Origin of the sequence: Bradyrhizobium sp. LMG 9283 (assembly GCF_045571415.1) — a bacterium.
GTDB lineage: Bacteria > Pseudomonadota > Alphaproteobacteria > Rhizobiales > Xanthobacteraceae > Bradyrhizobium.
In genome coordinates this window covers 4,168,551-4,195,035 of the sequence record NZ_CP120691.1, presented here as the reverse complement: position 1 = coordinate 4,195,035, position 26,485 = coordinate 4,168,551, and the positions used below count along the sequence as shown (strand labels likewise).

Here is a 26,485-nt window from a genome sequence, read left to right as displayed (position 1 = left end):
GTCGGGCGTCCCGCGCCCATTAGGTTCATCCTTCACAGGTCGGTTTCATGTTTTGCAGGGGAATGGCTGCGCGCCTCGCGTGCGCGGCGGCGTGTCTGATTGCCGGAGTGGCGCTAGCGCCGTCTCACGCCCAGACTTTGACGATGCGGAGTGCGTTGTCGCGCGCGCTGGCCGCGAGCCCGCGGCTGACGGCGGCGGAACGCGACGTCGGCATCGCTACGGGCCAGCGCATCCAGGCGGGCGCGCTGCTCAATCCGGAACTGTCCTACGAACAGGACGATTCATTCGGCTCCGGCAAATATCGCGGGACGCGATCGGCGGAGACCACGCTGCAGATCAGCCAGGCCTTCGAGCTGTTCGGCAAGCGCGACGCGCGGATTGCCGCAGGCGTTGCCGGGGTCGAAGTCGCCGCGATCCAGCGCAAGGCCATCAGGCTGGAGGTGCTGTCGGAGACCGCGATCGCCTTCCTCAGCGTGCTCGGCGCACAGCGGCGCATCCAGATCCTCGACGAGCAGATCGCTGCCATCGATCGCCTGACGCCGCTGCTCCGCCGCCGCGTCGAAGCCGGCGCCTCCTCGCCGGCCGAGACCGGCCGTGCCGAGGTCGCCTCCGCCCTGGTGAAAGCCGACCGCGAGCGGTTCAAGGCGACGCTGGCGAGTGCCCGGCGCGAGCTTGCGGTGCTGATGGGCGATCCCGCCGCAAAATTCGGCGAGGTCTCCGGCCGGCTCGACATCACGGGACGCCCGCCCTCGTTCCAGGCGGTGGTCGCCGCCATCGATGCCAATCCGCAACTGGTGCGCTGGACCGCCGTTTACGCGCAGCGCAATGCCGAGCTGCTGCTGGCCCGGCTCAAGCCCTATCCGGACGTGCGGATCGCCGCCGGCTGGCGCCACTACAACGAAACCAATGACGACGCCGTTCGTCTCACTCTCTCGGTACCGATCCCCGTGTTCGACCAGAACCAGGGCAACATCCTCTCGGCGCAGGAAAGCCTCGCCAAGACCCGCGCCGAGCGCGAGGCCAATCGCAACGCGCTGATCGTGATTGCCGGCCGCGCCTACGACTCGCTGCAGGGCTCGCTGCGCGAGCTCGCGGTGCTGCGTGAGACCGCGATCCCGAAGGCCGTCGAAGCGTCCGAGGCGATCTCGCAGGGCTACGGCCAGGGCCGCTTCACCTTGCTCGAGGTGCTCGACGCCCAAGCGAGCGTCACCCAGGCGCGGCTTCGCGAGCAGGAGGCGCTGCAGAATTTCTATGCCGGCGTTGCAACCATCGAAGGCCTCGTCGGCAATCCCTTCACGCTGGCGCGGGAGAGCGCACGATGAGGACCTCCTCCACCATTCTCCTCGCCATCGTTGCCGCCGCGCTCGGCGCCTACGGTTATTCCCTGCTCGCCCCTGCCAAGCTCGCACGCACCGAGCATGCCGAGCATTCCGAACAGAAGAAGCCGAACGACCATGTCGAGCAGGACGAGCACGGCGCCGATCGCATCCGCATCTCCGACGTCAAGCTGGCCGCCGCCGGCGTGACCCTGGCGGAGGCCGCGAGCGCCACACTGACCGACACGCTGTCCTTCAATGGCATCCTGCGCGCCAATCAGGAAACTGTGGTGCAGGTGACGCCGCGCTTTCCGGGCGTCGTCAAATCCATCCTGAAGCGGATCGGCGACAAGGTCGGCAAGGACGATCTGCTCGCCGCGATCGAGAGCAACCAGAGCCTCACCGTCTACGAGCTGAAGGCGCCGATCGCCGGCACCATCATCGAGCGGCAGATCTCGCTCGGCGAATACGCCTCCGAGCAGAAACCGGCCTTCGTGGTCGCCGACCTCTCGACCATCTGGGTCGATCTGTCGATCTATCGGCAGGACCTCAGGCGCGTCCGCATCAATGACGAGGTGCTGATCGATCCCGACGACGGCCGCGGCGAGATCAAGGGCACCATCTCCTACATGGCGCCGATCGGCAGCAGCGAGACCCAGACCGCGCTGGCGCGCGTGGTGCTGGCCAACCCCGACGGCCGGCTTCGTCCCGGCCTGTTCGTGACGGCGCGGCTGATCCTCGCCGCGCGCAATGTCGCGGTCGCCGTGCGCCGGAGCGCGATCCAGACGCTGGAGAACAGGACCATCGTGTTCGTCCGCGAGGACGGCGACAAGATCGAGGCGCGCCCGGTGGAGCTTGGCGACTCCGATCCGAAATTCGTGGAGATCCGCGCGGGCCTTTCGGCCGGCGAGCGCTACGTCGCCGAGAACAGTTTTGTGGTCAAGGCGGAGATGGGCAAGGGAGACGCCGACCATGATTGACGCCCTCCTCGCCTTCTCCGTCCGCCAGCGCTGGCTCGTGGTCCTGCTCGCCCTCGCGGCCGGTGCCCTTGGTGCCTGGAATTTCACGCGCCTGCCGATCGATGCCGTGCCTGACGTGACCAACGTCCAGCTCCAGATCAACACGCACGCGCCGGGGCTGTCGCCGCTCGAGGCCGAGCAGCGCATCACCTTTCCGCTCGAGACTGCAATGGGCGGCTTGCCCAGGCTCGACTACACCCGCTCGATCTCGCGCTACGGCCTGAGCCAGGTCACCGTCGTGTTCCAGGACGGCACCGATATCTATTTCGCGCGCCAGCTCGTGAACGAGCGCATCCAGCAGGCGAAGGACCAATTGCCTGCAGGCACGGAGGTCGCGATGGGGCCGATCTCGACCGGGCTCGGTGAGATCTATGTCTACTCAGTCGAGACCAAGGCCGGCGCAAAGTCGCCGACGGGTGCCGAGTTCACGCCGACGGAGCTGCGCACCATCCAGGACTGGATCATCAAGCCGCAGCTGCGCACCATTCCCGGCGTGATCGAGGTCAACTCGATCGGCGGCTATGAGCGGCAGTTCCATGTGCTGCCGATTCCGGGGCAGCTGATGGCCTACAAACTCGGCTTCCGCGACATCATGACGGCGCTGGCCGCCAACAATGCCAATGTCGGCGCCGGCTATATCGAGCGCAACGGCGAGCAATATCTGGTACGCGCTCCCGGCCAGGTCGCCAACATCGAGGACATCAGGGGCATCGTGATCGGCTCGCGCGGCGGCGTGCCGGTGCGCATCCGCGATGTCGCCGAGGTCAGCGAAGGCAGGGACCTGCGCACCGGTGCTGCGACGGCGAATGGCGGCGAGACCGTGCTCGGCACCGCCATGCTGCTGATCGGCGAGAACAGCCGCACCGTGGCCCAGCGCGTGAAGGCCAGGCTCGCGGAGATCGCCAAATCGCTGCCCGACGGCGTGATCGCGCGCGCCGTCTACGACCGCACGCATCTGGTGGAAGCCACCATCCAGACCGTCGAGAAGAACCTCGTCGAGGGTGCGGCGCTGGTGATCGCGGTGCTGTTCCTGATCCTTGGCAACATCCGCGCCGCGCTGATCACGGCCTGCGTCATCCCGCTCTCCATGCTGTTCACGATCACAGGCATGGTCGAGAGCAAGGTCAGCGCCAATCTGATGAGTCTGGGCGCGATCGATTTCGGCATCATCGTCGACGGCGCGGTCATCATCGTCGAGAACTGCCTGCGGCTGCTTGCGGCCGAGCAGCACCGCCGCGGCCGGCTGCTGACGCTGGACGAACGCCTCCAGACCATCCGCATCGGAAGCAGCGAGGTGATCAAGCCGAGCCTGTTCGGCACGCTGATCATCGCCGTGGTCTATCTTCCGGTCCTCACCCTGACCGGCACCGAGGGCAAGATGTTCACGCCGATGGCGCTGACCGTGCTGATGGCCCTCACGGGCGCGGCGCTGCTGTCGGTCACTTTCGTCCCCGCCGCGGTTGCGATTGTCGTCACCGGCAAGGTCTCGGAGACGGAGAACGTCTTCATGCGGGCCGCCAAGCGGCTCTATCTGCCGCTGCTCGACCGCGCGATCCGTTACCGCGGCAGTGTCGCGCTCGGCGCCGTGCTGATCGTCGCCGGCAGCATCTTTGCCGCGACGCGCATGGGCGGCGAGTTCATTCCGAGCCTCGATGAAGGCGACATCACCATCGAGACCATCCGGATTCCCGGCACCAGCCTGACCCAGAGCGTCGACATGCAGCTCCGCCTGGAAAAGGCGATCAAGCAGGTGCCGGAGGTCGCGACCATCTTCTCCAAGATCGGCACCGCCGAGATCGCCAACGACCCGATGCCGCCGAATGCCGCCGACACCTATGTCACGCTGAAGCCGCGCGAGGAATGGCCCGACCCGGCCAAGCCGAAGGACGAGATCGTGGCCGAGCTCGAACGCACCGCCAACACCCTGCCCGGTACCGCCTATGGCATGACCCAGCCGATCCAGATGCGCTTCAACGAGCTCATCGCCGGCATCCGCAGCGACGTCGGCGTCAAGATCTTCGGCGACGATCTCGACGTGCTCGCCGGCATCGCCCAGCAGGTCAACGGCGTGGTTCGCGGCATCGAGGGCGCCGCCGACATCAAGACCGAGCAGATCGCGGGCCTGCCGATCCTCACCGTCAAGCTCGACCGCCAGGCGCTGTCGCGCTACGGCCTCAGCCTCAGCGAGGTGCAAAACCTCGTCGAGATCGCGATCGGCGGCAAGCCGGTCGGCAAGCTGTTCGAGGGCGATCGGCGCTTCGACATCGTGGTGCGGCTGCCGGAAAGCCTGCGGGCCAACCCCGATACGATCAAGTCGCTGCCGATCCCGCTGCCGCCGGGCGAGGACATCGCAGCCGTCACGAAAACCGCCTGGCCGGGCGCATCGGGGATGACGCCGCGCTACGTGCCGCTCTCCTCGGTTGCGGCGATCGAGATCGCGCCGGGCCCCAACCAGATCAGCCGCGAGAACGGCAAGCGCCGCGTCGTGGTGATGGCCAATGTCCGCGGGCGCGATCTGCGCTCCTTCGTCGCCGAGACGCAAGCCGCCGTCGCCGAGAAGGTCAAGCTGCCGCCGGGTTACTGGATTGGCTGGGGCGGACAGTTCGAGCAGCTGGTCTCCGCGACCAAGCGGCTGACGATCGTGGTGCCGGTGGCGCTGCTCTTGGTGTTCCTGCTGCTGTTCATGGGCATGGGATCGGCGGCGGATGCGGCGCTGGTGTTCTCCGGCGTGCCGCTGGCGCTGACCGGTGGCGTCGCAGCGCTGCTGCTGCGCGACATTCCCCTGTCCATCAGCGCCGGCGTCGGCTTCATCGCGCTGTCCGGCGTCGCCGTGCTCAACGGGCTCGTGATCATCGCCTTCATCGAGCGGCTGCGCAGCGAGGGGCGCGCCGTCGTGGATGCGGTGCGCGAGGGCGCGCTGACGCGGCTGCGCCCGGTGCTGATGACGGCCCTCGTCGCCTCGCTCGGCTTCGTGCCGATGGCGCTTGCCACAGGCGCCGGCGCCGAGGTGCAGCGGCCGCTTGCGACCGTCGTGATCGGCGGCATCATCTCCTCGACGGTGCTGACGCTCTTGGTACTGCCGGCGCTCTACGTTCTCTTCCGTCGTGACGTGGCGCCCGAAGCGCCTACAATGACGTCTGATTTGGCAGCATCCGGGGAGCGCTAGAGGTGGCTGGCCACGATCATCACGGGCATCACCACCATGACCATGCCGGCCATGGCCATGGTCATGGTCACAGCCATGTCCATGCCCCCGCCAATTTCGGCAAGGCGTTCGCGATCGGCATCTCGCTCAACACAGCACTGGTCGTGGCCGAGGCGATCTACGGCTATCTCGGCAACTCCACCGCCCTGCTGGCCGACGCCGGCCATAACCTTTCCGACGTGCTCGGCCTGGTGGTGGCCTGGGGCGCCTCGATTGCAGCGCGCCGCGCGCCGAGCGGCCGCTTCACTTATGGCCTGCGCGCCTCCACCATCCTCGCGGCACTTGCCAACGCGGTGTTCCTGCTGGTCGCAACCGGCGCGATCGGCTGGGAAGCGATCCTGCGCCTGCACCAGCCGGAGCCGATTGCCGGCGTCACCGTGATGGTGGTCGCCGGCATCGGCATCCTCATCAACGGTTTTACCGCCATGCTGTTCGCGCGCGGGCGCAAGGACGACATCAACATCGAAGGCGCTTATCTGCACATGGCGTCCGACGCTGCGGTCTCGCTCGGCGTCGTGGTCTCGGCGGCGCTGATCATCTGGACCGGCTGGCTCTGGCTCGATCCCGTCACCAGTCTCGTCATCTGCGCCACCATCCTCTGGAGCACGACGAGCCTGTTGCGCGGCTCCATCGACATGTCGATGGCCGCCGCCCCCAAGGGCACCGACCTCGCCGCGATCAGGGCCTTCCTGTTGGCGCGGCCCGGCGTGTCGGGGATCCACGATCTCCACGTCTGGCCGATCTCGACCACCGAGACGGCGTTGACCTGTCACCTCGTCATGCCCACCGGCACCGACGACGCATTCTTGATGCAGACGGCGCAGCTCCTCAAGACATCCTTCCGCATCGGCCACACCACGCTCCAGGTCGAGACGCATCCCGACAACGGCTGCGCGCTGGCGCCGGATGATGTGGTGTGATGGAGCCACAGACCCATCCACGTCGTCATTGCGAGCGCAGCGAAGCACTCCAGACTGCCTCCGCGGAGACTGTCTGGATTGCTTCGTCGCAAGGGCTCCTCGCAATGACGGCGTGGTGAGAGTGGCGCCTACGCCACCTTCGCCGTTACCATCCAGATCGCGCCTTGCAACTCGACGCTCTGCCCCTTCAGGAACGGCGCGAGCACCTCGCGGATCGAGGCTGTGGCGGCTTCATAGGTTTCCGGCGGATGGCCCTGTAGCGCGCGGCTGGCCGGGCCGATCTGCAGCGAGCCGTCGACGGCGGCATCGAGGCCGCCGCCGATCGCAATGTCCATCGCGAGATCATGCGGCTCCATTGCCACATCCACGAAGCCTGCACCTTTCAGGATACGAGTCACCCGCTCCTCTGACGCAAAGGCGAACGGGCCCGGCTCCTCCGGCCCGACCGGCGGCATCTTCGGCACGTGCTTGTAGACCGCCATCAGCGGCGCCATCATCCAGGGATTTTCCTTCGGCTCGCGCCAGCAGACGAAAGCAAGCCGCCCTGTCGGCTTCAGCGCGCGGTGCAAATTGATGAAGGACGCAATGGGGTCGGCAAAGAACATCACTCCGAAGCGCGAGGCGAGCAGATCGAAGCTCGCCGGCTCGAACGGATGCACCGTCGCATCGCCCAGCACGAATTCGAGCGGCAGGCCCTTTGGCGCCAGCGCGCGCGCCTGCGACAGCATCGGCTCGGACACATCGAGGCCGAGCGCGAAACCGTTCGGGGACACCGCCTTCGCAAACGCCACAGTCGTCGCACCGGAGCCGCAGCCGACGTCGATGACACGCTCACCCGGCCTCGGCTTGGCGCGGTCGATCAGCACATCGGCAATCGGCCCGAGCAGCTTCTCCTGCACCGCGTGGCGATCGGCCCAGCGCTGCCCGCTCGGGCCGTTCCAATAGGCAATCTGGTCGGCGTTTTGCTCGTGTCCGCTCGGCTGTTGCATGGTGTCCCCGGTCGTTGCCATTCGCGCGATGCTGCCGCCAACCGCCATCCAATCAAACGCTGCAGCACCATAGCGGGCGATATCATGTCTGGGGATCCCATGGCAGCCCTTTGGCCATCAAGTGTGACGGATTGCAGGGCTGAGGCGGATCTGCACCGCCGGCGCTCGCCCTCTTTGCCAAAACCGAATTGTGCGCTGGCGCGCCATCGGGCGCCGCGCCTTCTCCGCCCTCTCCGATCCGCAAGCTAGCGCCAGAACAGCGCAAGCAGCAGGATGATGGGGAGAGGAATACCTAGCAGCCACAACAGGGCGCCTCTACCAAGTGTCATGGTATCCGGCCTTCTTCTACCTTCTCCGAACCAAGCCGCGAATGCCTCTTCAGTTCCTGCTCCCCAGGAACCGAAGATTCGAGCGCGCGTTGGAACAAGAAACGAACTTCGTGGAGGAATTCGCCATGGTGACACGCACGATACCTAACCCCTTCTTTGGTTGGACATGGTCGGCCGTCCTGGCCGGGATGTTCGCATCGTTGGTCGTCCAGATCCTGCTGACCATGCTCGGTCTCGGCATCGGTCTGCTCGCAATCGACATTCCTACCGCCTCAACGGCACCCGCTGGCGCCACCTGGGCGGCGTTCGTGTGGTGGGCGGTGTCGGGAATCATTGCCGCCTTTGTTGGCGGTGCCGTTGCGGCAGCCAACTCGCCAGATCAATCCGGGCTCGGCCGCGTCGGCCACGCACTTGCCGCCTGGGCGGTCGCGACCGTGGTCGTTGTGGCTGCGGCAGCGATGATGCCGATGTCCGCGACCAGCATCGCCAGCAACCTGGTCGGCCCAACATATACAGCGAGCGCCCGCGTCGCCTATTGGACGAACAATACGGGACGGGACACGGTCGGTACGACGGCACGGCCGACGCCGGCCCAACTCGACGAGGCCCGCAAACACTTCTCTTACGTGATGTTCGCAAGCTTCTGTTCGCTTCTTCTTGGCGCAGGAGCCGCCTATGCCGCCGGCATGGCGACGACAGCCCAGGCGCTGAAGGAAACGGCGCGGCCGATGACGTGACTGCATAACGCTGGGCTCTAGGACTGAGCGCCGGCGGGGCGTGGGAGTGAAAAGCTGGCTTGCCAGTGAAGCTTGCGGCGAAAGCCCGCGTTCGCTTGCCGGGCTTCGGATTGGCAGCCTTCGCCCGCTCTGCTTGATGAATCGTCGCCGTAGCTCGCGAAGCGATCGAAGGCGTGGGCGGTCACGGCTCGAACCGTGGGCTCTCTCGGCGCAAACGAGATGCTCTGACCAGCTGAGCTCAACTTCTTGCCGTGGACATCGCCCGGCCTGGCGCAGCGTGTCTCATCCCATGCGCATTGCGGCCGCATTGGTTTCACCGAACGGCCACATCGGAATCAGATGCCAACCAGATTTCCTCGATAGGTTCGCCGTTCCTCAAACTGGAAAGGCATGACCATGCGCAGCTTCACGGCATCCGTCATCGTTGCAGCTCTCTCCCTGGGAACACCTGCTCTGGTGCAGGCACAGGGCGCATCGTCGCAACCCGGCGCGGAACAGCCCTCCTCTCAATCCAGCACGGTGATCCGGAGCATACAGGTTGTGGACGTCAAGGAATTACAGCCGGCGGTGCGCGCGAAAGTCGATGAGCTCGTGGCCCAAACGAGCGAGCAAGACATCCAGTCGCTTCGGAAGTCCATCGACGCCACACCGCAGGCAGCCTCCGTGCTCAAGGCCAAGGGCTTGAGTTCGTCCCAAGTCGTTGCAATCAACATCGCCGACGGGGTCCTGACGATGTTCACCAAGACGGCCTGACATCGGACGGCAGTTGAGACGCCGCAAGGCGGCCGCGAACACGAACGCCGCCTGCTCGGCCTGCCCGGCCGGATGACGAGATCCGCGCGACGAAAGAGGATTGCCCTGCAGCGGCCCAGCTGCAGGGCTGCTCGTGTCCAACATGAAACCCTGGGCAGGCCGCAATTTGGAGCCAGTTCGCGGCGCGCTCGGCTCTTGCTTCGACACCCGCCGGGGCGCTAAAGAGGCGCACTTGGAGGCGCACTTGAGGTGCACTTGGGCGGTTAGCTCAGCTGGTTAGAGCATCTCGTTTACACCGAGAGGGTCCGCGGTTCGAATCCGTGACCGCCCACCAGCCTTCGCCTGCTTCGCAGGCTACGGCTTGGCAAGCCAGCCGAGGCGCTCATTGGCGCGAAGCTGGCGAAGGCTTGTCGCAAGCCAACGTCAATCCTGCGGCCTTCCCGGCAGCCCCGGCACCATATCGATCCACACCGCCGCCGACTGGCACCAGATCTGCCGGCTGGGGCGCAGAACGTTGCGCTGGCGAATGCTGCCCCAGCGGATGCCCCAATCGTCGGCCTGATCGCCCTCGCCGCTGGTGAACAGCGGGGAACCGCAGTCGGCGCAGAAGTGCTGGAAGCGCATCCGGCCGTTGTCGCCACGCTTGCCGTAGACTTTTGGCGTGCCGGCCGTCAGGCGGACATCGGCCTTGGCGCAGATCGCCGTCACGCGGAATGGCGAGCCGGTCAACGTCTGGCAGTCCGTGCAGTGACAGACCGAGACTACCTCGGGGTCGATCTCGGCCTCATAGGTGATTGCCCCGCAATGGCATTGCCCGTCGATGTGCATGACCATCCTCAAACAAAAACGGCGCCCGGAGGCGCCGTTTTATCATCTTTCAATGAGCCTTAGTGAGCGGTCAGGCCGCCGGCGGCTTCGTCGCCGTCCGGCTTCACCGTCACTTTGGTGTCCTCTTCCCAGACGATCGGCACCGGCTTCTTCACCAGAGCCTTGGCGACGACGTCGTCGAGGCGCGAGACCGGGATGATCTCCATGCCGCCCTTGATCGCATCGGAGATCTCCGTGAGATCCTTGGCGTTGTCCTCGGGGATCAGCACCGTCTTGATGCCGCCACGGGCCGCAGCCAGCAGCTTCTCCTTGAGGCCGCCGATCGGCAGCACGCGGCCGCGCAGCGTGATCTCGCCGGTCATCGCAACATCATGGCGGACCGGGATGCCGGTCATGACCGAGATGATCGCCGTGGCCATCGCCACGCCCGCGGACGGACCATCCTTCGGCGTTGCGCCTTCCGGCACGTGCACGTGGATGTCGCGCCGGTCGAACAGCGGCGGCTCGACGCCGTAGTTGATCGCCCGCGAGCGGACATAGGACGCCGCCGCCGAGATCGACTCCTTCATGACGTCGCGCAGATTGCCCGTGACGGTCATCTTGCCCTTGCCGGGCATCATGACGCCTTCGATGGTCAGCAGCTCGCCGCCGACATCGGTCCAGGCAAGGCCGGTGACAATGCCGACCTGCGGCTCGCTCTCGATCTCGCCGAAGCGGTACTTCGGCACGCCGAGCAGCTCTTCCAGAGTCTTCTCGGTGACCTTGACCGACTTCTTCTTGGAGATCATCAGCTCCTTCACCGCCTTGCGGGCGAGTGTCGAGAGCTCACGCTCCAGGTTACGCACGCCCGCTTCGCGGGTGTAGCGGCGGATCAAAAGCAGCAGCGCGTCGTCGTCGATCGAGAACTCCTTGGAGTCCAGGCCGTGCTTGGACACCGCGTTCGGAATCAGATGCTTGCGCGAGATCTCGACCTTCTCGTTCTCGGTGTAGCCCGCGATCCGGATGATCTCCATGCGGTCCATCAGCGGTCCGGGAATATTCAGCGTATTCGCGGTCGTGATGAACATCACGTTGGACAGATCGTAGTCCACCTCGAGATAGTGGTCGTTGAAGGTCCCGTTCTGCTCGGGGTCGAGCACCTCAAGCAGCGCCGAGGACGGATCGCCGCGGAAATCGGCGCCCATCTTGTCGATCTCGTCCAGGAGGAACAGCGGATTGGACGACTTCGCCTTGCGCATCGACTGGATGATCTTGCCGGGCATCGAGCCGATATAGGTGCGGCGGTGACCGCGGATCTCGGCCTCGTCGCGCACGCCGCCGAGCGAGACGCGCACGAATTCGCGCCCCGTCGCCTTCGCGATCGACTTGCCGAGCGAGGTCTTGCCGACGCCGGGAGGCCCGACGAGGCACAGGATCGGCCCGGTCAGCTTGTTGGCGCGCGACTGCACCGCGAGATACTCGACGATGCGTTCCTTGACCTTCTCGAGCCCATAATGGTCGGAGTCCAGGATGGCTTGCGCCTGCTCCAGATCCTTCTTCACCTTGGACTTCTTGTTCCACGGGATCGACAAGAGCCAATCCAGATAGTTGCGCACGACGGTCGCTTCCGCGGACATCGGCGACATCTGGCGCAGCTTCTTCAACTCATGCTGCGCCTTCTCGCGCGCTTCCTTGGAGAGCTTGGTCTTGGAGATCTTCTCTTCGAGATCGGCGAGCTCGTCGCGACCATCGTCGTCGCCGAGTTCCTTCTGGATCGCCTTCATCTGCTCGTTGAGATAATACTCGCGCTGGGTCTTCTCCATTTGTCGTTTGACACGAGAACGAATCCGCTTCTCGACCTGCAGCACCGAGATCTCGCTCTCCATCAGGCCCAGCACCTTCTCCAGGCGCGTCGTGACGGATAGCGTCTCCAGGATGCCCTGCCGATCCGCGATCTTGACCGCGAGATGCGAGGCAACGGTGTCGGCGAGCTTGGCAAAATCAGTGATCGCCTGCACGACGCCGACGACCTCGGCCGAGATCTTCTTGTTGAGCTTCACATAGCTCTCGAAGTCGGACACGACCGAGCGCGCCAGCGCCTCCGCCTCGACCGACTTCGCATCGGTATCGGCGAGCGCAACGGCAGTCGCCTCGTAATAGTCGGCGCGGTCGGTGTATTTCGACACGCGCGCACGCTCGAGCCCCTCGACCAGCACCTTCACGGTGCCGTCGGGAAGCTTCAAGAGCTGGAGCACGCTGGCAAGCGTCCCGGTCTCGTAAATGGCATCGGGCGCGGGATCATCGTCGGACGCGTTCTTCTGCGTCGCGAGCATGATCAGCGCATCGTTCTTCATCACCTCTTCGAGCGCGCGGATCGACTTCTCGCGGCCGACGAAAAGCGGAACGATCATGTGCGGGAAGACGACGATATCGCGCAGCGGCAGCACGGGATAAGCGTGCGCTTCGCCGTGGACGATGGTTGGCCGGGGTTTGGGATTAGTCATGGCCTTTTCCTTTTGCTTTGCCCCCTTGCACGCAGCCCGCTGATCATGCGCAACCGCCACAAGGTGCCGAGGTGATCCGCAAGACCGGTCGGTGCTCTAGGAGTTGGACCGGCTCGTCGGATCGGAACTGAGGCGAATCTTGAAGAGAATTTTCGCTCGCCGCCGACATTAGGTGGCTATTGACCCGGGGGGTGTCAAGTCATTGAAAAACACGCGCCATCAGGCGCTTACGCACGCAATAAGCGACGCACCACCGGCTGCGGAAATACCAGTTCCGCAGCCCACCTTGAGGAGACAATTGGAGCGTTCCAGCGCCGCCCGATCAGGCGCTGGCGTTCTCGACGGCGCGATCGGATCGATCGGCGTAGATGTAGAGCGGACGCGCCGTTCCTTCCACCACTTCGCGGGAAATCACGACTTCTTCCACACCTTCCAGGCCCGGCAGGTCGAACATGGTCTCGAGCAGGATCGCCTCGAGGATCGAACGCAGGCCCCGCGCGCCGGTCTTGCGCTCGATCGCCTTGCGGGCGACTGCGCCAAGCGCCTCGTCGGCGAAGGTCAGCTCGATGTTCTCCATCTCGAACAGCCGCTGGTACTGTTTCACCAGCGCGTTCTTCGGCTCCGTGAGAATCTTCTTCAGCGAGGTCTCGTCGAGATCCTCGAGCGTCGCCACGACCGGCAGACGGCCGACGAACTCGGGGATGAGGCCGTACTTCAGGAGGTCCTCAGGCTCGACGTGACGGAAGATCTCGCCGGTACGGCGGTCCTCCGGCGCAAGCACCTGGGCGCCGAAGCCGATCGAGGTCGACCGTCCGCGTGCCGAGATGATCTTCTCGAGACCGGCGAAAGCGCCGCCGCAGATGAACAGGATGTTGGTGGTATCCACCTGCAGGAACTCCTGCTGCGGATGCTTGCGGCCGCCCTGCGGCGGGACCGAAGCCACCGTGCCTTCCATGATCTTCAACAGCGCCTGCTGCACGCCCTCCCCCGACACATCACGTGTGATCGAGGGGTTGTCGGACTTGCGGCTGATCTTGTCGATTTCGTCGATGTAGACGATGCCGCGCTGGGCGCGCTCGACATTGTAGTCGGCGGCCTGGAGCAGCTTCAGGATGATGTTCTCGACGTCCTCGCCGACATAGCCGGCTTCGGTCAGCGTCGTCGCATCCGCCATGGTGAACGGCACGTCCAGGATGCGGGCGAGCGTCTGCGCGAGCAGCGTCTTGCCCGAGCCGGTCGGACCGATCAGCAGAATGTTCGACTTCGCGAGCTCGACGTCGTTGTGCTTGGTCTGGTGGTTGAGGCGCTTGTAGTGGTTGTGCACCGCGACCGACAGGACCTTCTTCGCATGGCTCTGGCCGATCACGTAATCGTCCAGCACCTTGCAGATTTCCTTCGGCGTCGGAATGCCGTCGCGCGACTTGACCAGCGAGGACTTGTTCTCCTCGCGGATGATGTCCATGCAGAGCTCGACGCACTCGTCGCAGATGAAGACCGTGGGACCCGCGATCAGTTTGCGGACTTCGTGCTGGCTCTTGCCGCAGAACGAGCAATATAGCGTGTTCTTGGAGTCGCTCGTGCCGACCTTACTCATTCATGTCTCCGTCCGCGGTTCGATCCCGTTCCGCTCGATCGCTCCATTCCGACACGATGGCCGGCATGAAGCTTAAGTAGAGCAAATTCCGTACCAAAAAAGACCCTACGCTTTACTACCCGTGCGAATCACGGTCGCTCGATTCTCCCGCGATCATAGCCGATCAAGCGTAGCCAACCATGCTGTCACCCGACTATCAAGAATTCGCTAATCGGGGGTCGCCAGCTACCCGTGACAATACCGTGATTTCCAGACTTGGCACGGGCCAAAGTGATCGAAATCACCCCGGCGTTGCGGGATTGCCACGAAAAACAAGCACGAAAGCGGAACTTCCTGCTTGTCGCAGCGCGCAAAACCGCGTTTTGCGACGCGCGCACCCGCGCCGAGCCGAAGGATCGCCGTGACGCCCCAGTAGTGCTACGGGACTTTCGCCGGCGCCGGCTCCTCGGCGCGCTTGTCGATGACCTTGTCGACCAGTCCGAACTCCTTGGCGTCGTTCGCGGTCAGGAACTTGTCGCGCTCCAGCGCATCCTCGATCGACTTGTAGGTCTGGCCCGTGTGCTTCACGTAGATCTCGTTGAGCCGCTTCTTCAGGTTCAGGATTTCCTGAGCGTGCAGCATGATGTCGGTGGCCTGGCCCTGGAAGCCGCCGGAGGGCTGGTGCACCATGATGCGCGCGTTCGGCAGCGAGAAGCGCATGTCCTTCTCGCCGGCGGCGAGCAGCAGCGAGCCCATCGAGGCCGCCTGCCCCGTGCACAGCGTCGAGACCGGCGGGCGGATGAACTGCATGGTGTCGTAGATCGCCAGGCCCGATGTCACCACGCCGCCCGGCGAGTTGATGTACATCGAGATTTCCTTCTTCGGATTTTCCGCCTCGAGGAACAGGAGTTGCGCGACGATCAGCGTCGACATGCCGTCCTCGACCGGGCCGGTCACGAAGATGATGCGCTCCTTCAGGAGGCGCGAGAAAATGTCGTAGGCGCGCTCGCCACGGTTGGTCTGCTCGACCACCATGGGCACGAGGTTCATGTAAGTTTCAACCGGATCGCGCATGAGTCACCTAGGGTTTTCGGAGACGGACATCGCCGGGCCTGGCTGCCAGTTTGGCTGGATGCGCCGGAAGGGCGGATGGGCGTCCCGTGATGCAGGAACTTGGTAGAGGTAGAACGCGTAGCGACAGATATAGCCCAATTCGCGCCTGACAAGTGCGGAGCGCATTAAGGCTTAATCCGCGGGGGCAGTTGAAGCTGATTCGTACAAAGAGGCCCAGCCGGCCATCTGGCTAGCTAAGCCTCTTTCCTGATCATCCTTAACAGAGCACTGTCCTAGAGCCCCGTTCCGATGGAATCGGAAAGGGACTCTAATTTTTGACGCGTTTTCTTTGCGCGAACCGGTGTCCACTTCGCTCGAAAACGCTCTAGAGCCTTCAGGCTGCGGTCTTTTCCGCATCGTCGTCCTTGTAGAGGTCCTCACGCGAGACCTTCTTCTCGGTCACGTTGGCGAGTTCGAGGATGAAGTCGACGACCTTGTCCTCGTAGATCGGCGCACGAAGCTGGGCCAGCGCCTGAGCGTTGTTGCGGTAATAGTCCCAGACCTCCTTCTCGCGGCCGGGCATCGAGCGCGCGCGCTCGATCACGGCGCGGCCGACTTCGTCATCGGTCACGGTGATCTTGTTCTTCTCGCCGATCTCGGAGAGCACCAGGCCAAGCCGCACACGGCGATCGGCGATCTTGCGGTACTCTTCCTTCGCCTTGTCCTCAGTGGTGTCCTCGTCGGCGAAGGTCTTGCCGGCGGAATCCATCTCGGCCTTGACCGAGTTCCACATCAGATTGAACTCCTCGTCGACCAGCGAGGGCGGCGCCTCGAAGCGATGCGCCTCGTCGAGGCGATCGAGCAGCGCGCGCTTGACGCGCTGGCGCGTGGCGGTCGCAAACTCGGCAACCAGGCGCTCGCGCGCGGCTTCCTTGAGCTTGTCCAGCGATTCTAGGCCGAGCGACTTGGCGAACTCGTCGTCGATCGCAAGGTCCTGCGGCACCTCGATCAGGGTCGCGGTGGTCTCGAACTCGGCGGGCTGGCCGGCCAGCTTGTCGTTCATGTAGTTCTTGGGGAATGACACCTTCAGCGTGCGGGTCTCATTGGCGCCGATGCCGATGAGCTGTTCCTCGAAGCCCGGAATGAAGGTGTTGGAGCCGATCACGACCTGGATGCCCTCGCCGGTGCCGCCCTCGAACACTTCGCCGTTGATGCTACCCTTGAAGTTGATGGTGACGCGATCGCCCGAGGCGGCCTTGGTGCGCTCACCCTTGTCGGCATAGGTGCGGTTGGAATCGGCAATGCGCTTGATCGCCTCATCGACGTCGGCGTCGGAGACGTCGGCAACGGGCTTCTCGACCTGGAAGGTCTTGAAGTCGGCGAGCGCGATCGCCGGCACCACCTCGATCGCAACCGTGTAGGTCAGATCGGTCTTGCCGCTCAGCAGCTCCTCGACGTCCTTCTGCTCCGTCGGCATGGTGATCTTCGGCTCGGTCGCGAGACGGAAGCCGCGCTCGGAGAACAGCTGCGTGTTGGTGTCGCGGATGGTCTGGTCGATCGTCTCGGCCATCACCGAACGGCCGTAGACCTTCTTCAGGTGCGAGACCGGCACCTTGCCCGGACGAAAGCCGTTGATGCGGACCTTGTCCTTGAGATCGACGAGCTTGGCATCGGCTTTGGCATCGAGATCAGACGCGGGAACGCTGATCTTGAACTCGTGCTTCAAACCTTCCGAGAGGGTCTCTGTGACCTGCATGGCGTCCAATCTTCTTTTCGTTCGGCCCCGGCACGTCGCGCGTCGGGACGCTGTCATTAATCGATCCGGCGCGAGGCAAACGCCTCCACGCCGGTGGTTCATCGGACCGGCTTCAAGGCGGACGATCATCCGCGCGGAAGCAGGTCTCGTAATCCGTGCAAACGCGATAAGCGCTTGGTGCGGGCGGAGGGACTCGAACCCCCACAACTTTCGTCACTGGAACCTAAATCCAGCGCGTCTACCAGTTCCGCCACGCCCGCGTGAATTTGCATCAAGACCGGCCGCGATGCTGCGGGCGGCCGGGCTTATAGCATGTGCCTGACTGTTCGCAGCAAAAAAATGGCCTGATGGAGGCAAGCTTCAAATAGGCACGATGGCTGGACATATCCAGCACGGCATGGTCGGGATCACGCCATGACAACGCGGATTTTTGCCCTACATCGGCGCCAGGTTTTGGCAGGCCTCGGAGCCTCGGCAGCCGGGCTGATCGCCGGCGGCGCGGGCCCATCCGTGACGGCCCAGCTCGCGCTTCAGGCGAGGCCGGCAACGTTGGCTCTGAAACCCGATCAGCCGGCTACACCGATCTGGGAGCTGGCCGCCGTAAGTCATCTCAGGGACGTTCGTCTCAAGCGCGGCGACCGCTGCGAGGTGGTGTTTCGGAACGACCTGCCTGTACCACTTGCGCCAGTCTGGTACGGCCTCAATGGCGCGACCGCGACCGACCCTCTGCGGGCGCGCGCGCCCGCCGCGCCAAACACGGCCGAAATATCAATCATTTCAATACCAAGGGCGGGAACCCTGCTGGCTGACTTCCGTCTCTTCGAGGGCGGCCTGAAGCAGCCCGCGCGCCCACTCCCGATCATCGCAGAAGAGACCAGCCGCCTCACCGTCGACCGCGACGAGGTCCTGTTGATCGAGGAATGGCGCCTGCGGCCGGATGGCACCGCGGTCCCGCCGGGCCAGGACCCAAAGGACACGACACCGCTCTACACGGTCAATGGCCGAACTTCATTCGATCTCTCAGCTCCGGCCGGCGAGCGCATGCGACTGCGCTTCATCAACGGCTCCCAACGTACTGTTCTGGCAATCAAATTGGAGAGCCACGAGGTTCGGGTCATGGCCCTGGACGGACAGCCGGCCGAGCCATTTCCCGCGCGCAACGGCGCGGTGGTGCTGGCTCCCGGCGCGCGAGCTGACGCGTTCGTGGATACGGCCATTTCGGCCCCATTCCTGCTCCATGACGGCAAGGAGGTGCGCCGGGTCGGAAGCCTCGCCATCTCTGGAAGGCTGGAACGCGCACCGCTGTTACCGCCGCAACCGCTCCCTTCGAACGACCTTCCCGAAAAGCTCGATCTGAGAGGCGCCCTGCGGTTCGATGTCGCGCTCGGCGTGCCAGACGCCGGTTGGATACGGCCCGCGAACTTCTCCACCGCCTCTGCCCCAGCCTTCCGCGCCAAGACCGGCCGCACAGTCGTGCTGGCCCTCAAGAACCCTGCCCCCACGACCACCGTGTTCCACCTGCACGGCCATCCGTTCCGCCTGCTCGACAGACTCGACGACGGCTGGAAACCCTACTGGCTCGACACGCTCGCGATCGAGCCCGGCCAGACCCAGCGCATCGCATTCGCGGCGACCTCACCCGGACGCTGGCTGCTCGAATCCGTCGTAACCGACTGGGCCGCGCCGCGCTTGGTGCGCTGGTACGGGGTGGAGTGAGGCTGCCTACTGCCGCCTCCAAAGGTAGCGAGCGTCGGGCTCCCTCTCCTCGTTCCGCGTCCCGTCGGTCTGTTCGACCAGTGCGAAACCGCGCGCTTCATAGAAGCGGCGCGCCCGCGTATTGCGCTGGAAGGTCCAAAGCTCCAACCGGTCGAAGGCCTGCTTGGCAATTTTCAAGAGCTCGGTGCCGGCGCCGCGGCGCTGGGCGGCGGGATGCACGTAGAGCTGATTGACCCAGCCGTCGCGGAACGCAATGATCCCGCCGAGCACGTCTTCCTCAAAGCATCCCCACACGCGACACGTCGGAAAGACACGCTCGCGATAGAACCAGCGGTCCTCATCCGGCGTGTGCAGCCCAGCAAGCCACGGCATCGCCTGGTCGAAGGCGATCCGATGGACCTGCGCGGCCTCCTCCATGTCGGCGAGCCCGAGCTGTCTAAGCATTAGTACTCCACCCCGAGCGCGTCATAGATCCGCCGGTGCACGGCCGGCAGCGTCTCGGTGAGATCCTCCGCGATCAGGCCCGGCCCGGCTTCGCTTGCCGCCTCGCCGTGCATCCAGACGCCGATACTGGCAGCCTCGAACGCCGGCACGCCCTGTGCCAGGAGCCCGGCGATGATGCCGGACAGCACGTCGCCGGCACCTGCCGTGGCGAGCCAGGGCGGCGCGTTGGCGGCGATGGCGGCGCGGCCATCGGGGGCGGCGACGGTGGTGTCCGGGCCCTTCAGGAGCACGACCGCGCCGGAGCGCTCGGCGGCGGTGCGGACGCGCTCGAGCTTGGACCGGCCGGGATGCTTGTTGCTGAGATCGGAGAACAGGCGCGGAAACTCGCCTTCGTGCGGGGTCAGCACCACTGCACTGTCCCCTGACGACTTGATCGACTCGAACAGGCGCTCGGGTTTCGCCGCAAAGCTCGTCAGTGCATCGGCGTCGAGCACGAGATGCCGCTGCGCCGACAACCCAGTGTGGACCATGTCGCAGGTGCGTTCGCCGACGCCGGCGCCGGGGCCGATCATGCAGGTGTTGTAGCGCTTGTCATCGAGCAGCTCGCCGAACTCGACCGCGGTGTCGACGGGGCGGACCATCACCGCCGTCAGCGCGCTGGCATTGATCGCGAGCGCATCGCGTGGGGTCGCCAGAGTCACAAGGCCCGCGCCAGCGCGCAGGGCGCCGCGCGCGGCGAGCCTTGCCGCACCCGTCGCGGCGGCATCGCCGGAGACCGCCAGCACATGGCCGCGCGCGTATTTATGGCCGTCGATACGCGGCACCGGAAAGGCGGTGCCCCAGAGGTCCGGATCGTTCTCGAAGGTCTGCGGCGCAATCTCCTCCAGCACCTGCGCGTCGATGCCGATATCGGCGAGCCGCACGCGGCCGCAATGCATGCGGCCGGGCAGCAGCAGATGCGCCGGCTTCTTGCGGAAGAAGGTGACGGTCTCGGTGGCGTTCACCGCCACGCCCATCACGGCCGCGCTGGTGCCGTTGATGCCGCTCGGCAGGTCGACCGCGAGCACCGGGGCGCCGTTGGCGTTGATCGCCTCGATCATTTCACGCGCCTCGCCGTCCACGCTGCGGCTGAGGCCAGCGCCGAACAGTGCATCGATGATCAGCGCGGGCCTTCCGATCGCCTGCGGATTGAACGGGAGTACCGGGTGCTTCCAGCCGCGCGCGGCGGAGGCCGCATCGCCCTGGAGCTGGTCGCGCTCGCACATCAGGATCACCGAGACCTCGCGCCCCTGAGCTGCGAGCTCGGCGGCTGCGACGAAACCGTCGCCGCCATTGTTGCCGGGACCGGCGACGATCAGGATCGGCCCCTCCTCCACCAGCGCATGGGCGGCCTCGGCGACCGCCTGGCCCGCGCTCAGCATCAGCTTGAAACCGGGCGTGCCGGCCGCAATGGCGAGCTGGTCGGCCCGCTGCATCTCGGCGTTAGTCAGAACTTCCATGCCACTTCCTAGTACAAACGCCTCTTCAACAGGCATCTTCCGGGCCGATCCAACGGCAGGGACATCGATTTGCACATATATTGAACCATTTGCCTATTTTGTAGTCTTCGGTATTTTGTGCAGGTCGGCGCCACCACCCAGAGATGCTCGTTAAAAGGCTGATAACGCTCCAATAATCAGGGCATTTGCAACTTGGCATAGACCCTGCTTTCGAGGAAGCCGCTTCGGTTTGTCGTGCTCACTGGCATCTTACAGGGGGTGACCGGCCGTTGTTGCCGGAGTGGTCAGGGACCCCGGCATAGAGAAGACAAGATCGTGCGTTGAGAAATGCGCATCCTGACGAAGACGTTGCTATTTGATCGAAAGGCCGGGAGTCGCGCAGTGAAGAAAATCGAAGCCATCATCAAGCCATTCAAGCTCGACGAGGTGAAGGAAGCGCTTCAGGAAGTCGGCCTTCAGGGCATCACCGTCACCGAGGCCAAGGGCTTTGGCCGGCAGAAGGGTCACGCCGAACTTTACCGCGGCGCAGAATACATCGTCGACTTCCTGCCGAAGGTCAAAATCGAGATCGTGATCGGCGACGATCTGGTCGAGCGCGCCATCGATGCGATCCGCCGCGCCGCGCAGACCGGCCGCATCGGCGACGGCAAGATTTTCGTCTCCAACATCGAAGAGGCGATCCGCATCCGAACCGGCGAATCCGGGCTGGACGCTATCTGAGCCGGGTGCTATCCCGCATTTTGCGTCACTCCGACAAGAAATAAGGCTGCTTCGGCGGCCTGATTTCGTTTGTGCGGTCGCGCGCGAACTCGCCAAAGGCGAGAATAATCTTGCTCACCTGGAAACCGACCCGCAGAGCCATAAGGGGTATGCATGAAGACCGCCAAAGACGTCCTGAAATCGATCAAGGACAACGACGTCAAGTACGTCGACCTGCGCTTCACCGATCCGCGCGGCAAGTGGCAGCACGTCACGTTCGACGTCAGCATGATCGATGAAGACATCTTCGCCGAAGGGACGATGTTCGACGGCTCCTCGATCGCCGGCTGGAAGGCGATCAACGAGTCCGACATGTGCCTGATGCCCGATCCGGTGACCGCGACGATCGATCCGTTCTTCGCCGAGACCACGATGGTCATCACCTGCGACGTGCTCGAGCCGACCACCGGCGAGCCTTACAACCGCGACCCCCGCGGCATCGCCAAGAAGGCCGAGGCGATGGTGAAGTCGATGGGCGTGGGCGACACCGTGTTCGTCGGCCCCGAAGCCGAGTTTTTCGTGTTCGACGACGTGCGCTTCTCCTCGACCCCCTACAACACCGGTTTCCGCCTCGACTCCTCGGAGCTGCCGACCAACTCCGACACCGAATATGAAGGCGGCAATCTCGGCCACCGCGTCCGCACCAAGGGCGGCTATTTCCCGGTTCCGCCGCAGGACTCCGTGCAGGACATGCGCTCCGAAATGCTCGGGGCCATGGCCAAGATGGGCGTCAAGGTCGAGAAGCATCACCACGAGGTCGCTTCCGCCCAGCACGAACTCGGCATGAAGTTCGACACGCTGACGCTGATGGCCGACCACATCCAGATCTACAAATACTGCATCCACCAGGTCGCGCACATCTACGGCAAGACCGCTACCTTCATGCCGAAGCCGGTCTACGGCGACAACGGCTCGGGCATGCACGTGCACCAGTCGATCTGGAAGGACGGCAAGCCGGTGTTCGCCGGCAACAAATACGCCGACCTGTCGGAGACCTGCCTCCACTATATCGGCGGCATCATCAAGCACGCCAAGGCGATCAACGCCTTCACCAACCCCTCGACCAACTCCTACAAGCGTCTGGTCCCGGGCTATGAGGCTCCCGTGCTGCTCGCCTACTCGGCGCGCAACCGCTCGGCCTCCTGCCGCATCCCCTACACCGCTTCGCCGAAGGCCAAGCGTGTCGAGGTGCGCTTCCCCGATCCGCTCGCCAACCCGTATCTCGGCTTCGCCGCGATGCTGATGGCCGGCCTCGACGGCATCAAGAACAAGATCGATCCGGGCCCTGCGATGGACAAGGATCTCTACGACCTGCCGAAGGAAGAGCTGAAGCAGATCCCGACGGTGTGCGGCTCGCTTCGTGAGGCGCTCGAAAACCTCGACAATGACCGCGCCTTCCTGAAGGCCGGCGGCGTGTTCGACGACGACTTCATCGACGCCTATATCGAGCTGAAGATGACCGAAGTCGAGCGCTTCGAGATGACCCCGCATCCGGTCGAGTTCGACATGTACTATTCGGGCTGATCGGTTCGACAGGACGAGACAGGCAAAAGGCGCTCCCGAAAGGGGCGCCTTTTCGTTTTGGATACGCGGGATCGGTAGAGCCGTTGCGAAACCCATCATCCAAACACGTGCGAGGCCGATGGGTTTCGCTTCCGCTCTAACCATCCTACTCGGCCGCTACCACGTCGCCGTGAACGCCTTCTGCAGCTCGGCCGGGGCGGCCACGCCGTTTGCGATCAGCAATTGGGTGAGGACGCGCGCCTTCTGCGGATTGAGGTCCTCGGACACGACGAAGCCGTACTTGTCGTCGTCGACCTCGACGTTCCTTGTGACGAAGCCGGATCGGACCCGTGTCGAGCGGACGACGAGTACGCCCTTCTTGGCCGCCGCGTCGAGCGCATCGAGGGCGGCTTTGGACGTATTGCCGTCACCGACGCCGGCCAGCACGATGCCTCTTGCGCCATGGGAAATCGCGTCCTCGATGGGAACGGCATCCATGTTGGCGTGCGAGTAGACGATCGCGACGCGCGGCAATTGCTCGCCTGCCGGCAACTGATAGGTCGCGCGCTTGAAGCCCGCAGCCTGGGTCATGAAACGGATGCCGCCGGCGGTATCGACGTAGCCGATCGGCCCGTCATTGGGAGAGCCGAACGTCTCGATGCTCGTGGTGTTGGTCTTGGTGACCGAGCGGGCGCCTTGAATCTTGTCGTTCAGCACGGCCATGACGCCCCGCCCGCGCGAGCGCGGATCGGCGGCCACCTGCACCGCTTCATAGAGATTGCCGGGACCGTCCGCGCTGATCGCCGTGGCCGGCCGCATCGAGCCGACGATCACCACCGGCTTGTCGCCGCGTACCACGTTGTCGAGAAAGAACGCGGTCTCCTCGAGCGTATCGGTGCCATGAGTGATGACGACGCCATCGGCTTCATTCTTGTCGAAGGCGTCCTGGATGCGGCGGGCCAGCGCAAACCAGACCTTGTCATTCATGTCCTGGGATCCGATCGACGAAATCTGCTCGGCGTTCAGCTTGGCGAGCTTGTCCAGGCCAGGTACCGACTGCATCAGCTGCTCGCCCGTGATCTGGCCGGACTTGTAGGCGCCGGTCGCGCGCGGGTCGGCCTGGCCTGCGATGGTGCCGCCCGTCGCCAGCACGAGGATCCGGGGCAGATTGGCTGCAGGGCTGTCCTTGCCCGGCTCTGCGGCCTGCGCCGTTTCGCCGATCGGCCACGAGCAAAGTGCGAAGGCGACCAGCGGAACGGCAAGCATGAATGTCCGACGTTGGCGGCGGCTTAGCGGGCTAACGGCGTGCCTGGTCATCGAATGTTTCTCCCGTTTAGGTAGGCATCAACATTCGACACGCCCATTTGGGCGAAGATGGGTCGTCCTCGCCGCTACCCGCTACGGGTTGTTAGGCCGCGGCATGAAATGGTCGAGCAAGCCGGTCGGCAGCGGAAACACGACGGTCGACGACCGTTCACCGGCGATGTCGTGCAGAGCCGCGAAGTAGCGCAGCTGCATGGCCTGGGGCTCCTGCGCGAGGATCCGGCCGGCTTCGACGAGCTTCTCGGCGGCTTGCTGCTCGCCCATCGCATTGATCACCTTGGCCCGCCGCAAGCGCTCCGCCTCAGCCTGTTTGGCAATCGCGCGAACCATGGTTTCGTTGATATCGACATCCTTGATCTCGATGCCGGTGACCTTGATGCCCCAGACGTCGGTCTGCTTGTCGAGGATCTCCTGGATGTCGGCGTTCAGCCGGTCGCGTTCGGCGAGCATCTCGTCGAGCTCGTGCTTGCCGAGCACCGAACGCAACGTGGTCTGGGCGAGCTGGCTGGTCGCGGCCATGTAGTCGCCGACCTTAATGATGGCGCGCTCGGGGTCGACGATGCGGAAGTACAATACGGCGTTGACCTTGACGGACACGTTGTCCCGCGAAATCACGTCCTGCGGCGGAACGACCTGCACCATCACCCTGAGATCGACCTTGACCAGTTGCTGCACAATCGGGACGAGGATGATGAGGCCGGGCCCCTTCACCCCGGTGAAGCGGCCGAGCGTGAAGACGACGCCGCGCTCGTATTCGCGCAGGATTCGAATGGCCTGGGACAGAAATATGACGACCAGCAGCGCGAGCGCCGCATAGGTCAAATATTCCAGCATCATGATGTACCTCCCTCGCCTTTTCGGGCGGGTGTGCGCCGTATCAGCAGCGTCAGATCGATGACGTTGGCGATTTCGACGGTGTCTCCAGGCTTGAACGTTTCGGCGCCGCGCGCGTGCCAGCGCTCACCATGGGCGAACACGTGACCTTCATTCCCGTTCCAGTCGAGAATCTCGGCAGGCAAGCCACGCATGGCCTGCGCGCCGACCCGCGCAGGAGCTTTGCGGACACGCCGAAGCGAACCAAGCACGACCAGAGCAAGGCCGACAAACACAGCTGCAGTGATGCCGATCACCCACCACGACAAGCGATAGCCGGGCGCCTCGCCCCTGAACAGCATCAGCGCACCCAGCACGAAGGCGATGATCCCTCCGAGACCGATCACCACCGTCGGATTGAAGGCTTCGACCGTGAGAAGCACCAGTCCGACCAGCATCAGGGCGAGACCGGCATAGTTGATCGGCAGCAAATTGAGTGCATAGAGACCGATCAGCAGGCAGATCGCGCCGATGACTCCGGGAGCGACGGCTCCGGGAGACATGAACTCGAAGATCAGACCGTAGATGCCGACCATCAGGAGAATGAAGGCGACGTTGGGATCGGTGATGACCGCCAGGAAGCGGGATATCCGTCCGGGCTCGATGGCTTCGACGACAGCATCCTTCGTCGCGAGGCGTTGCGTCTTGCCGCCTGCAAGCTCCACCACGCGGCCATCGACCTGCCGCAGCAATTCAGCCTGATCGCGCGCAACGAGATCGATGGCATGTGCCGCTAGCGCACCGTTGGCAGAGAGTGTTGCAGCCTCACGGACCGCCTTCTCTGCCCAGTCCGTATTGCGGTTGCGCAGCTCGGCAAGGCTGCGGATGAAGGCGACGGCGTCGTTCGTGGCCTTCGCCGCCATCGCGTCCTTCGGCTCATCCTTTTTGTCTTTGCCGTCCTTGTCGGGTGTGCCGCTCGGCAGGCCCGGCAGCGGCCCGCCAATCTGGACCGGCGTCGCCGCGCCGATATTGGTGCCTGGCGCCATCGCCGCGATGTGGGTCGCATAAAGGATATAGGTCCCGGCACTCGCCGCGTGGGCGCCGGACGGAGCGACGTAGCCGATGACGGGGACGGGCGAGGCGAGCACATCCGCGATAATCTCGCGCATGCTGGAATTGAGACCGCCGGGCGTGTTCATTCTCAGAAGCACAACCTCGGCGCGCCGTTCGCCCGCCGTGGCCAAAGCCTCCCGGACGTAGCTGGCCGACGCCGGGCCAATCGCCCCGTCGATCGAAACGACCAGGGCAACACGGCCGCTCTCCTCCGCTGAGCTGGGAAGGAGGCAGCAGGTCAAAGCCACGACGGTGATCGCCGCAACGAGGGCCGCCTTCATGGTGTGCACGGCAAGGGCTCCCTTGCAGAGCATATGGTGGTCCTCTCGGGAACCTCAATGCTGCGCGCGAAGG

At 64.4% G+C, this 26,485-nt stretch carries 20 protein-coding genes and 3 tRNA genes; 10 read left to right on the top strand and 13 right to left on the bottom strand.

Features of this window, described 5'->3' with window-relative positions; all coding sequences use genetic code 11:
- The first annotated feature begins 47 nt into the window (after nt 1-47).
- The 4 genes from ihpA to P6U29_RS19795 are packed head-to-tail and all read left to right on the top strand — an operon-like array spanning nt 48 to nt 6,460.
- Entirely contained in the window at nt 48-1,322 is a 1,275-nt protein-coding gene (ihpA, locus tag P6U29_RS19810) for a divalent metal ion exporter subunit IhpA (protein ID WP_407119083.1), read from the top strand.
- A complete protein-coding gene (gene ihpB / locus P6U29_RS19805) occupies nt 1,319-2,296 on the top strand; it encodes a divalent metal ion exporter adaptor subunit IhpB (protein ID WP_407119082.1) in 978 nt (325 codons plus the stop codon). Before ihpA ends, ihpB begins: the two co-directional genes overlap by 4 nt.
- The gene (gene ihpC / locus P6U29_RS19800; protein WP_407119081.1) at nt 2,289-5,501 is read left to right on the top strand and encodes a divalent metal ion exporter subunit IhpC; all 3,213 of its coding nucleotides are present in this window, start codon (nt 2,289-2,291) and stop codon (nt 5,499-5,501) included. Before ihpB ends, ihpC begins: the two co-directional genes overlap by 8 nt.
- Nucleotides 5,502-5,503: 2 nt before the next feature.
- Nucleotides 5,504-6,460, top strand: coding sequence for a cation diffusion facilitator family transporter (locus P6U29_RS19795; RefSeq protein WP_407119080.1), 957 nt, complete (start codon nt 5,504-5,506; stop codon nt 6,458-6,460).
- 128 nt (nt 6,461-6,588) lie between these two features.
- On the opposite strand, the gene P6U29_RS19790 is transcribed toward P6U29_RS19795, so the two are convergent.
- Nucleotides 6,589-7,449 carry a class I SAM-dependent methyltransferase gene (locus P6U29_RS19790; RefSeq protein WP_407119367.1) on the bottom strand — a complete coding sequence of 287 codons (861 nt, stop codon included), beginning with the start codon at nt 7,447-7,449 and terminating at the stop codon, nt 6,589-6,591.
- A 370-nt stretch (nt 7,450-7,819) separates the two neighbouring features.
- On the opposite strand from P6U29_RS19790, the gene P6U29_RS19785 reads away from it, so the two are divergent.
- Nucleotides 7,820-8,515, top strand: coding sequence for a hypothetical protein (locus P6U29_RS19785; RefSeq protein WP_407119079.1), 696 nt, complete (start codon nt 7,820-7,822; stop codon nt 8,513-8,515).
- 174 nt (nt 8,516-8,689) lie between these two features.
- On the opposite strand, the gene P6U29_RS19780 is transcribed toward P6U29_RS19785, so the two are convergent.
- Nucleotides 8,690-8,754: transfer RNA gene (locus P6U29_RS19780), tRNA-Ala, on the bottom strand.
- Between the two features lie 151 nt (nt 8,755-8,905).
- Between P6U29_RS19780 and P6U29_RS19775 the strand changes: the two genes are divergently transcribed.
- Nucleotides 8,906-9,268 (top strand): hypothetical protein, encoded by a 363-nt coding sequence (locus P6U29_RS19775; RefSeq protein ID WP_407119078.1) that lies wholly within the window; start codon nt 8,906-8,908, stop codon nt 9,266-9,268.
- A 257-nt stretch (nt 9,269-9,525) separates the two neighbouring features.
- Nucleotides 9,526-9,602, top strand: a tRNA-Val gene (locus P6U29_RS19770).
- An 89-nt stretch (nt 9,603-9,691) separates the two neighbouring features.
- Here P6U29_RS19770 and P6U29_RS19765 read toward each other — a convergent pair.
- The 6 genes from P6U29_RS19765 to P6U29_RS19740 form a co-directional block, all read right to left on the bottom strand.
- Nucleotides 9,692-10,096 carry a GFA family protein gene (locus P6U29_RS19765; RefSeq protein WP_407119077.1) on the bottom strand — a complete coding sequence of 135 codons (405 nt, stop codon included), beginning with the start codon at nt 10,094-10,096 and terminating at the stop codon, nt 9,692-9,694.
- A 59-nt stretch (nt 10,097-10,155) separates the two neighbouring features.
- A complete protein-coding gene (gene lon, locus P6U29_RS19760) occupies nt 10,156-12,579 on the bottom strand; it encodes an endopeptidase La (RefSeq protein WP_407119076.1) in 2,424 nt (807 codons plus the stop codon).
- Nucleotides 12,580-12,901: 322 nt separating this feature from the next.
- On the bottom strand, nt 12,902-14,173 hold the full coding sequence (gene clpX / locus P6U29_RS19755; RefSeq protein ID WP_008547851.1) for an ATP-dependent Clp protease ATP-binding subunit ClpX: 1,272 nt from the start codon (nt 14,171-14,173) through the stop codon (nt 12,902-12,904).
- A gap of 417 nt (nt 14,174-14,590) precedes the next feature.
- Complete coding sequence (locus P6U29_RS19750) at nt 14,591-15,226, bottom strand: ATP-dependent Clp protease proteolytic subunit (RefSeq protein ID WP_197959283.1); 636 nt, start codon at nt 15,224-15,226, stop codon at nt 14,591-14,593.
- Nucleotides 15,227-15,599: 373 nt separating this feature from the next.
- Nucleotides 15,600-16,961 (bottom strand): trigger factor, encoded by a 1,362-nt coding sequence (gene tig / locus P6U29_RS19745; protein WP_407119075.1) that lies wholly within the window; start codon nt 16,959-16,961, stop codon nt 15,600-15,602.
- 175 nt (nt 16,962-17,136) lie between these two features.
- Nucleotides 17,137-17,221: transfer RNA gene (locus P6U29_RS19740), tRNA-Leu, on the bottom strand.
- Nucleotides 17,222-17,375: 154 nt separating this feature from the next.
- On the opposite strand from P6U29_RS19740, the gene P6U29_RS19735 reads away from it, so the two are divergent.
- On the top strand, nt 17,376-18,677 hold the full coding sequence (locus tag P6U29_RS19735) for a multicopper oxidase family protein (RefSeq protein ID WP_407119074.1): 1,302 nt from the start codon (nt 17,376-17,378) through the stop codon (nt 18,675-18,677).
- A gap of 6 nt (nt 18,678-18,683) precedes the next feature.
- Here the strand turns inward: P6U29_RS19735 and P6U29_RS19730 are convergent, their stop codons facing one another.
- Together P6U29_RS19730 and P6U29_RS19725 are read right to left on the bottom strand one after the other, a co-directional pair.
- Nucleotides 18,684-19,121, bottom strand: coding sequence for a GNAT family N-acetyltransferase (locus P6U29_RS19730; protein ID WP_407119073.1), 438 nt, complete (start codon nt 19,119-19,121; stop codon nt 18,684-18,686).
- The gene (locus tag P6U29_RS19725; protein ID WP_407119072.1) at nt 19,121-20,620 is read right to left on the bottom strand and encodes an NAD(P)H-hydrate dehydratase; all 1,500 of its coding nucleotides are present in this window, start codon (nt 20,618-20,620) and stop codon (nt 19,121-19,123) included. Before P6U29_RS19725 ends, P6U29_RS19730 begins: the two co-directional genes overlap by 1 nt.
- A 381-nt stretch (nt 20,621-21,001) precedes the next feature.
- Here P6U29_RS19725 and P6U29_RS19720 point away from each other — a divergent pair, with 381 nt between their 5' ends.
- Nucleotides 21,002-21,340 (top strand): P-II family nitrogen regulator, encoded by a 339-nt coding sequence (locus P6U29_RS19720; protein WP_007603495.1) that lies wholly within the window; start codon nt 21,002-21,004, stop codon nt 21,338-21,340.
- A gap of 153 nt (nt 21,341-21,493) precedes the next feature.
- On the top strand, nt 21,494-22,903 hold the full coding sequence (glnA, locus tag P6U29_RS19715; RefSeq protein WP_407119071.1) for a type I glutamate--ammonia ligase: 1,410 nt from the start codon (nt 21,494-21,496) through the stop codon (nt 22,901-22,903).
- A gap of 156 nt (nt 22,904-23,059) precedes the next feature.
- Here glnA and P6U29_RS19710 read toward each other — a convergent pair whose 3' ends face one another.
- From P6U29_RS19710 to P6U29_RS19700, 3 genes are all read right to left on the bottom strand, one after another.
- Entirely contained in the window at nt 23,060-24,148 is a 1,089-nt protein-coding gene (locus P6U29_RS19710; protein ID WP_407119070.1) for an asparaginase, read from the bottom strand.
- 132 nt (nt 24,149-24,280) lie between these two features.
- Nucleotides 24,281-25,042: a slipin family protein gene (locus P6U29_RS19705; protein ID WP_407119069.1), complete on the bottom strand. Its 762-nt coding sequence runs from the start codon at nt 25,040-25,042 to the stop codon at nt 24,281-24,283.
- Entirely contained in the window at nt 25,039-26,421 is a 1,383-nt protein-coding gene (locus tag P6U29_RS19700) for an NfeD family protein (RefSeq protein ID WP_407119366.1), read from the bottom strand. The genes P6U29_RS19705 and P6U29_RS19700 overlap by 4 nt, the downstream gene beginning before the upstream one ends.
- Nucleotides 26,422-26,485: the final 64 nt, after the last annotated feature.

Coding starts and splice junctions, on each gene's coding strand:
- glnA (WP_407119071.1), top strand. CDS start 21,494: ATGAAGACCGCCAAAGACGTCCTGAAATCGATCAAGGACAACGACGTC.
- P6U29_RS19785 (WP_407119079.1), top strand. CDS start 7,820: ATGCCTCTTCAGTTCCTGCTCCCCAGGAACCGAAGATTCGAGCGCGCG.
- P6U29_RS19735 (WP_407119074.1), top strand. CDS start 17,376: ATGACAACGCGGATTTTTGCCCTACATCGGCGCCAGGTTTTGGCAGGC.
- P6U29_RS19750 (WP_197959283.1), bottom strand. CDS start 15,226: ATGCGCGATCCGGTTGAAACTTACATGAACCTCGTGCCCATGGTGGTC.
- P6U29_RS19730 (WP_407119073.1), bottom strand. CDS start 19,121: ATGCTTAGACAGCTCGGGCTCGCCGACATGGAGGAGGCCGCGCAGGTC.
- P6U29_RS19775 (WP_407119078.1), top strand. CDS start 8,906: ATGACCATGCGCAGCTTCACGGCATCCGTCATCGTTGCAGCTCTCTCC.
- ihpB (WP_407119082.1), top strand. CDS start 1,319: ATGAGGACCTCCTCCACCATTCTCCTCGCCATCGTTGCCGCCGCGCTC.
- P6U29_RS19705 (WP_407119069.1), bottom strand. CDS start 25,042: ATGATGCTGGAATATTTGACCTATGCGGCGCTCGCGCTGCTGGTCGTC.
- P6U29_RS19725 (WP_407119072.1), bottom strand. CDS start 20,620: ATGGAAGTTCTGACTAACGCCGAGATGCAGCGGGCCGACCAGCTCGCC.
- lon (WP_407119076.1), bottom strand. CDS start 12,579: ATGACTAATCCCAAACCCCGGCCAACCATCGTCCACGGCGAAGCGCAC.
- ihpA (WP_407119083.1), top strand. CDS start 48: ATGTTTTGCAGGGGAATGGCTGCGCGCCTCGCGTGCGCGGCGGCGTGT.
- P6U29_RS19790 (WP_407119367.1), bottom strand. CDS start 7,449: ATGCAACAGCCGAGCGGACACGAGCAAAACGCCGACCAGATTGCCTAT.
- P6U29_RS19765 (WP_407119077.1), bottom strand. CDS start 10,096: ATGCACATCGACGGGCAATGCCATTGCGGGGCAATCACCTATGAGGCC.
- P6U29_RS19710 (WP_407119070.1), bottom strand. CDS start 24,148: ATGCTTGCCGTTCCGCTGGTCGCCTTCGCACTTTGCTCGTGGCCGATC.
- tig (WP_407119075.1), bottom strand. CDS start 16,961: ATGCAGGTCACAGAGACCCTCTCGGAAGGTTTGAAGCACGAGTTCAAG.
- clpX (WP_008547851.1), bottom strand. CDS start 14,173: ATGAGTAAGGTCGGCACGAGCGACTCCAAGAACACGCTATATTGCTCG.
- ihpC (WP_407119081.1), top strand. CDS start 2,289: ATGATTGACGCCCTCCTCGCCTTCTCCGTCCGCCAGCGCTGGCTCGTG.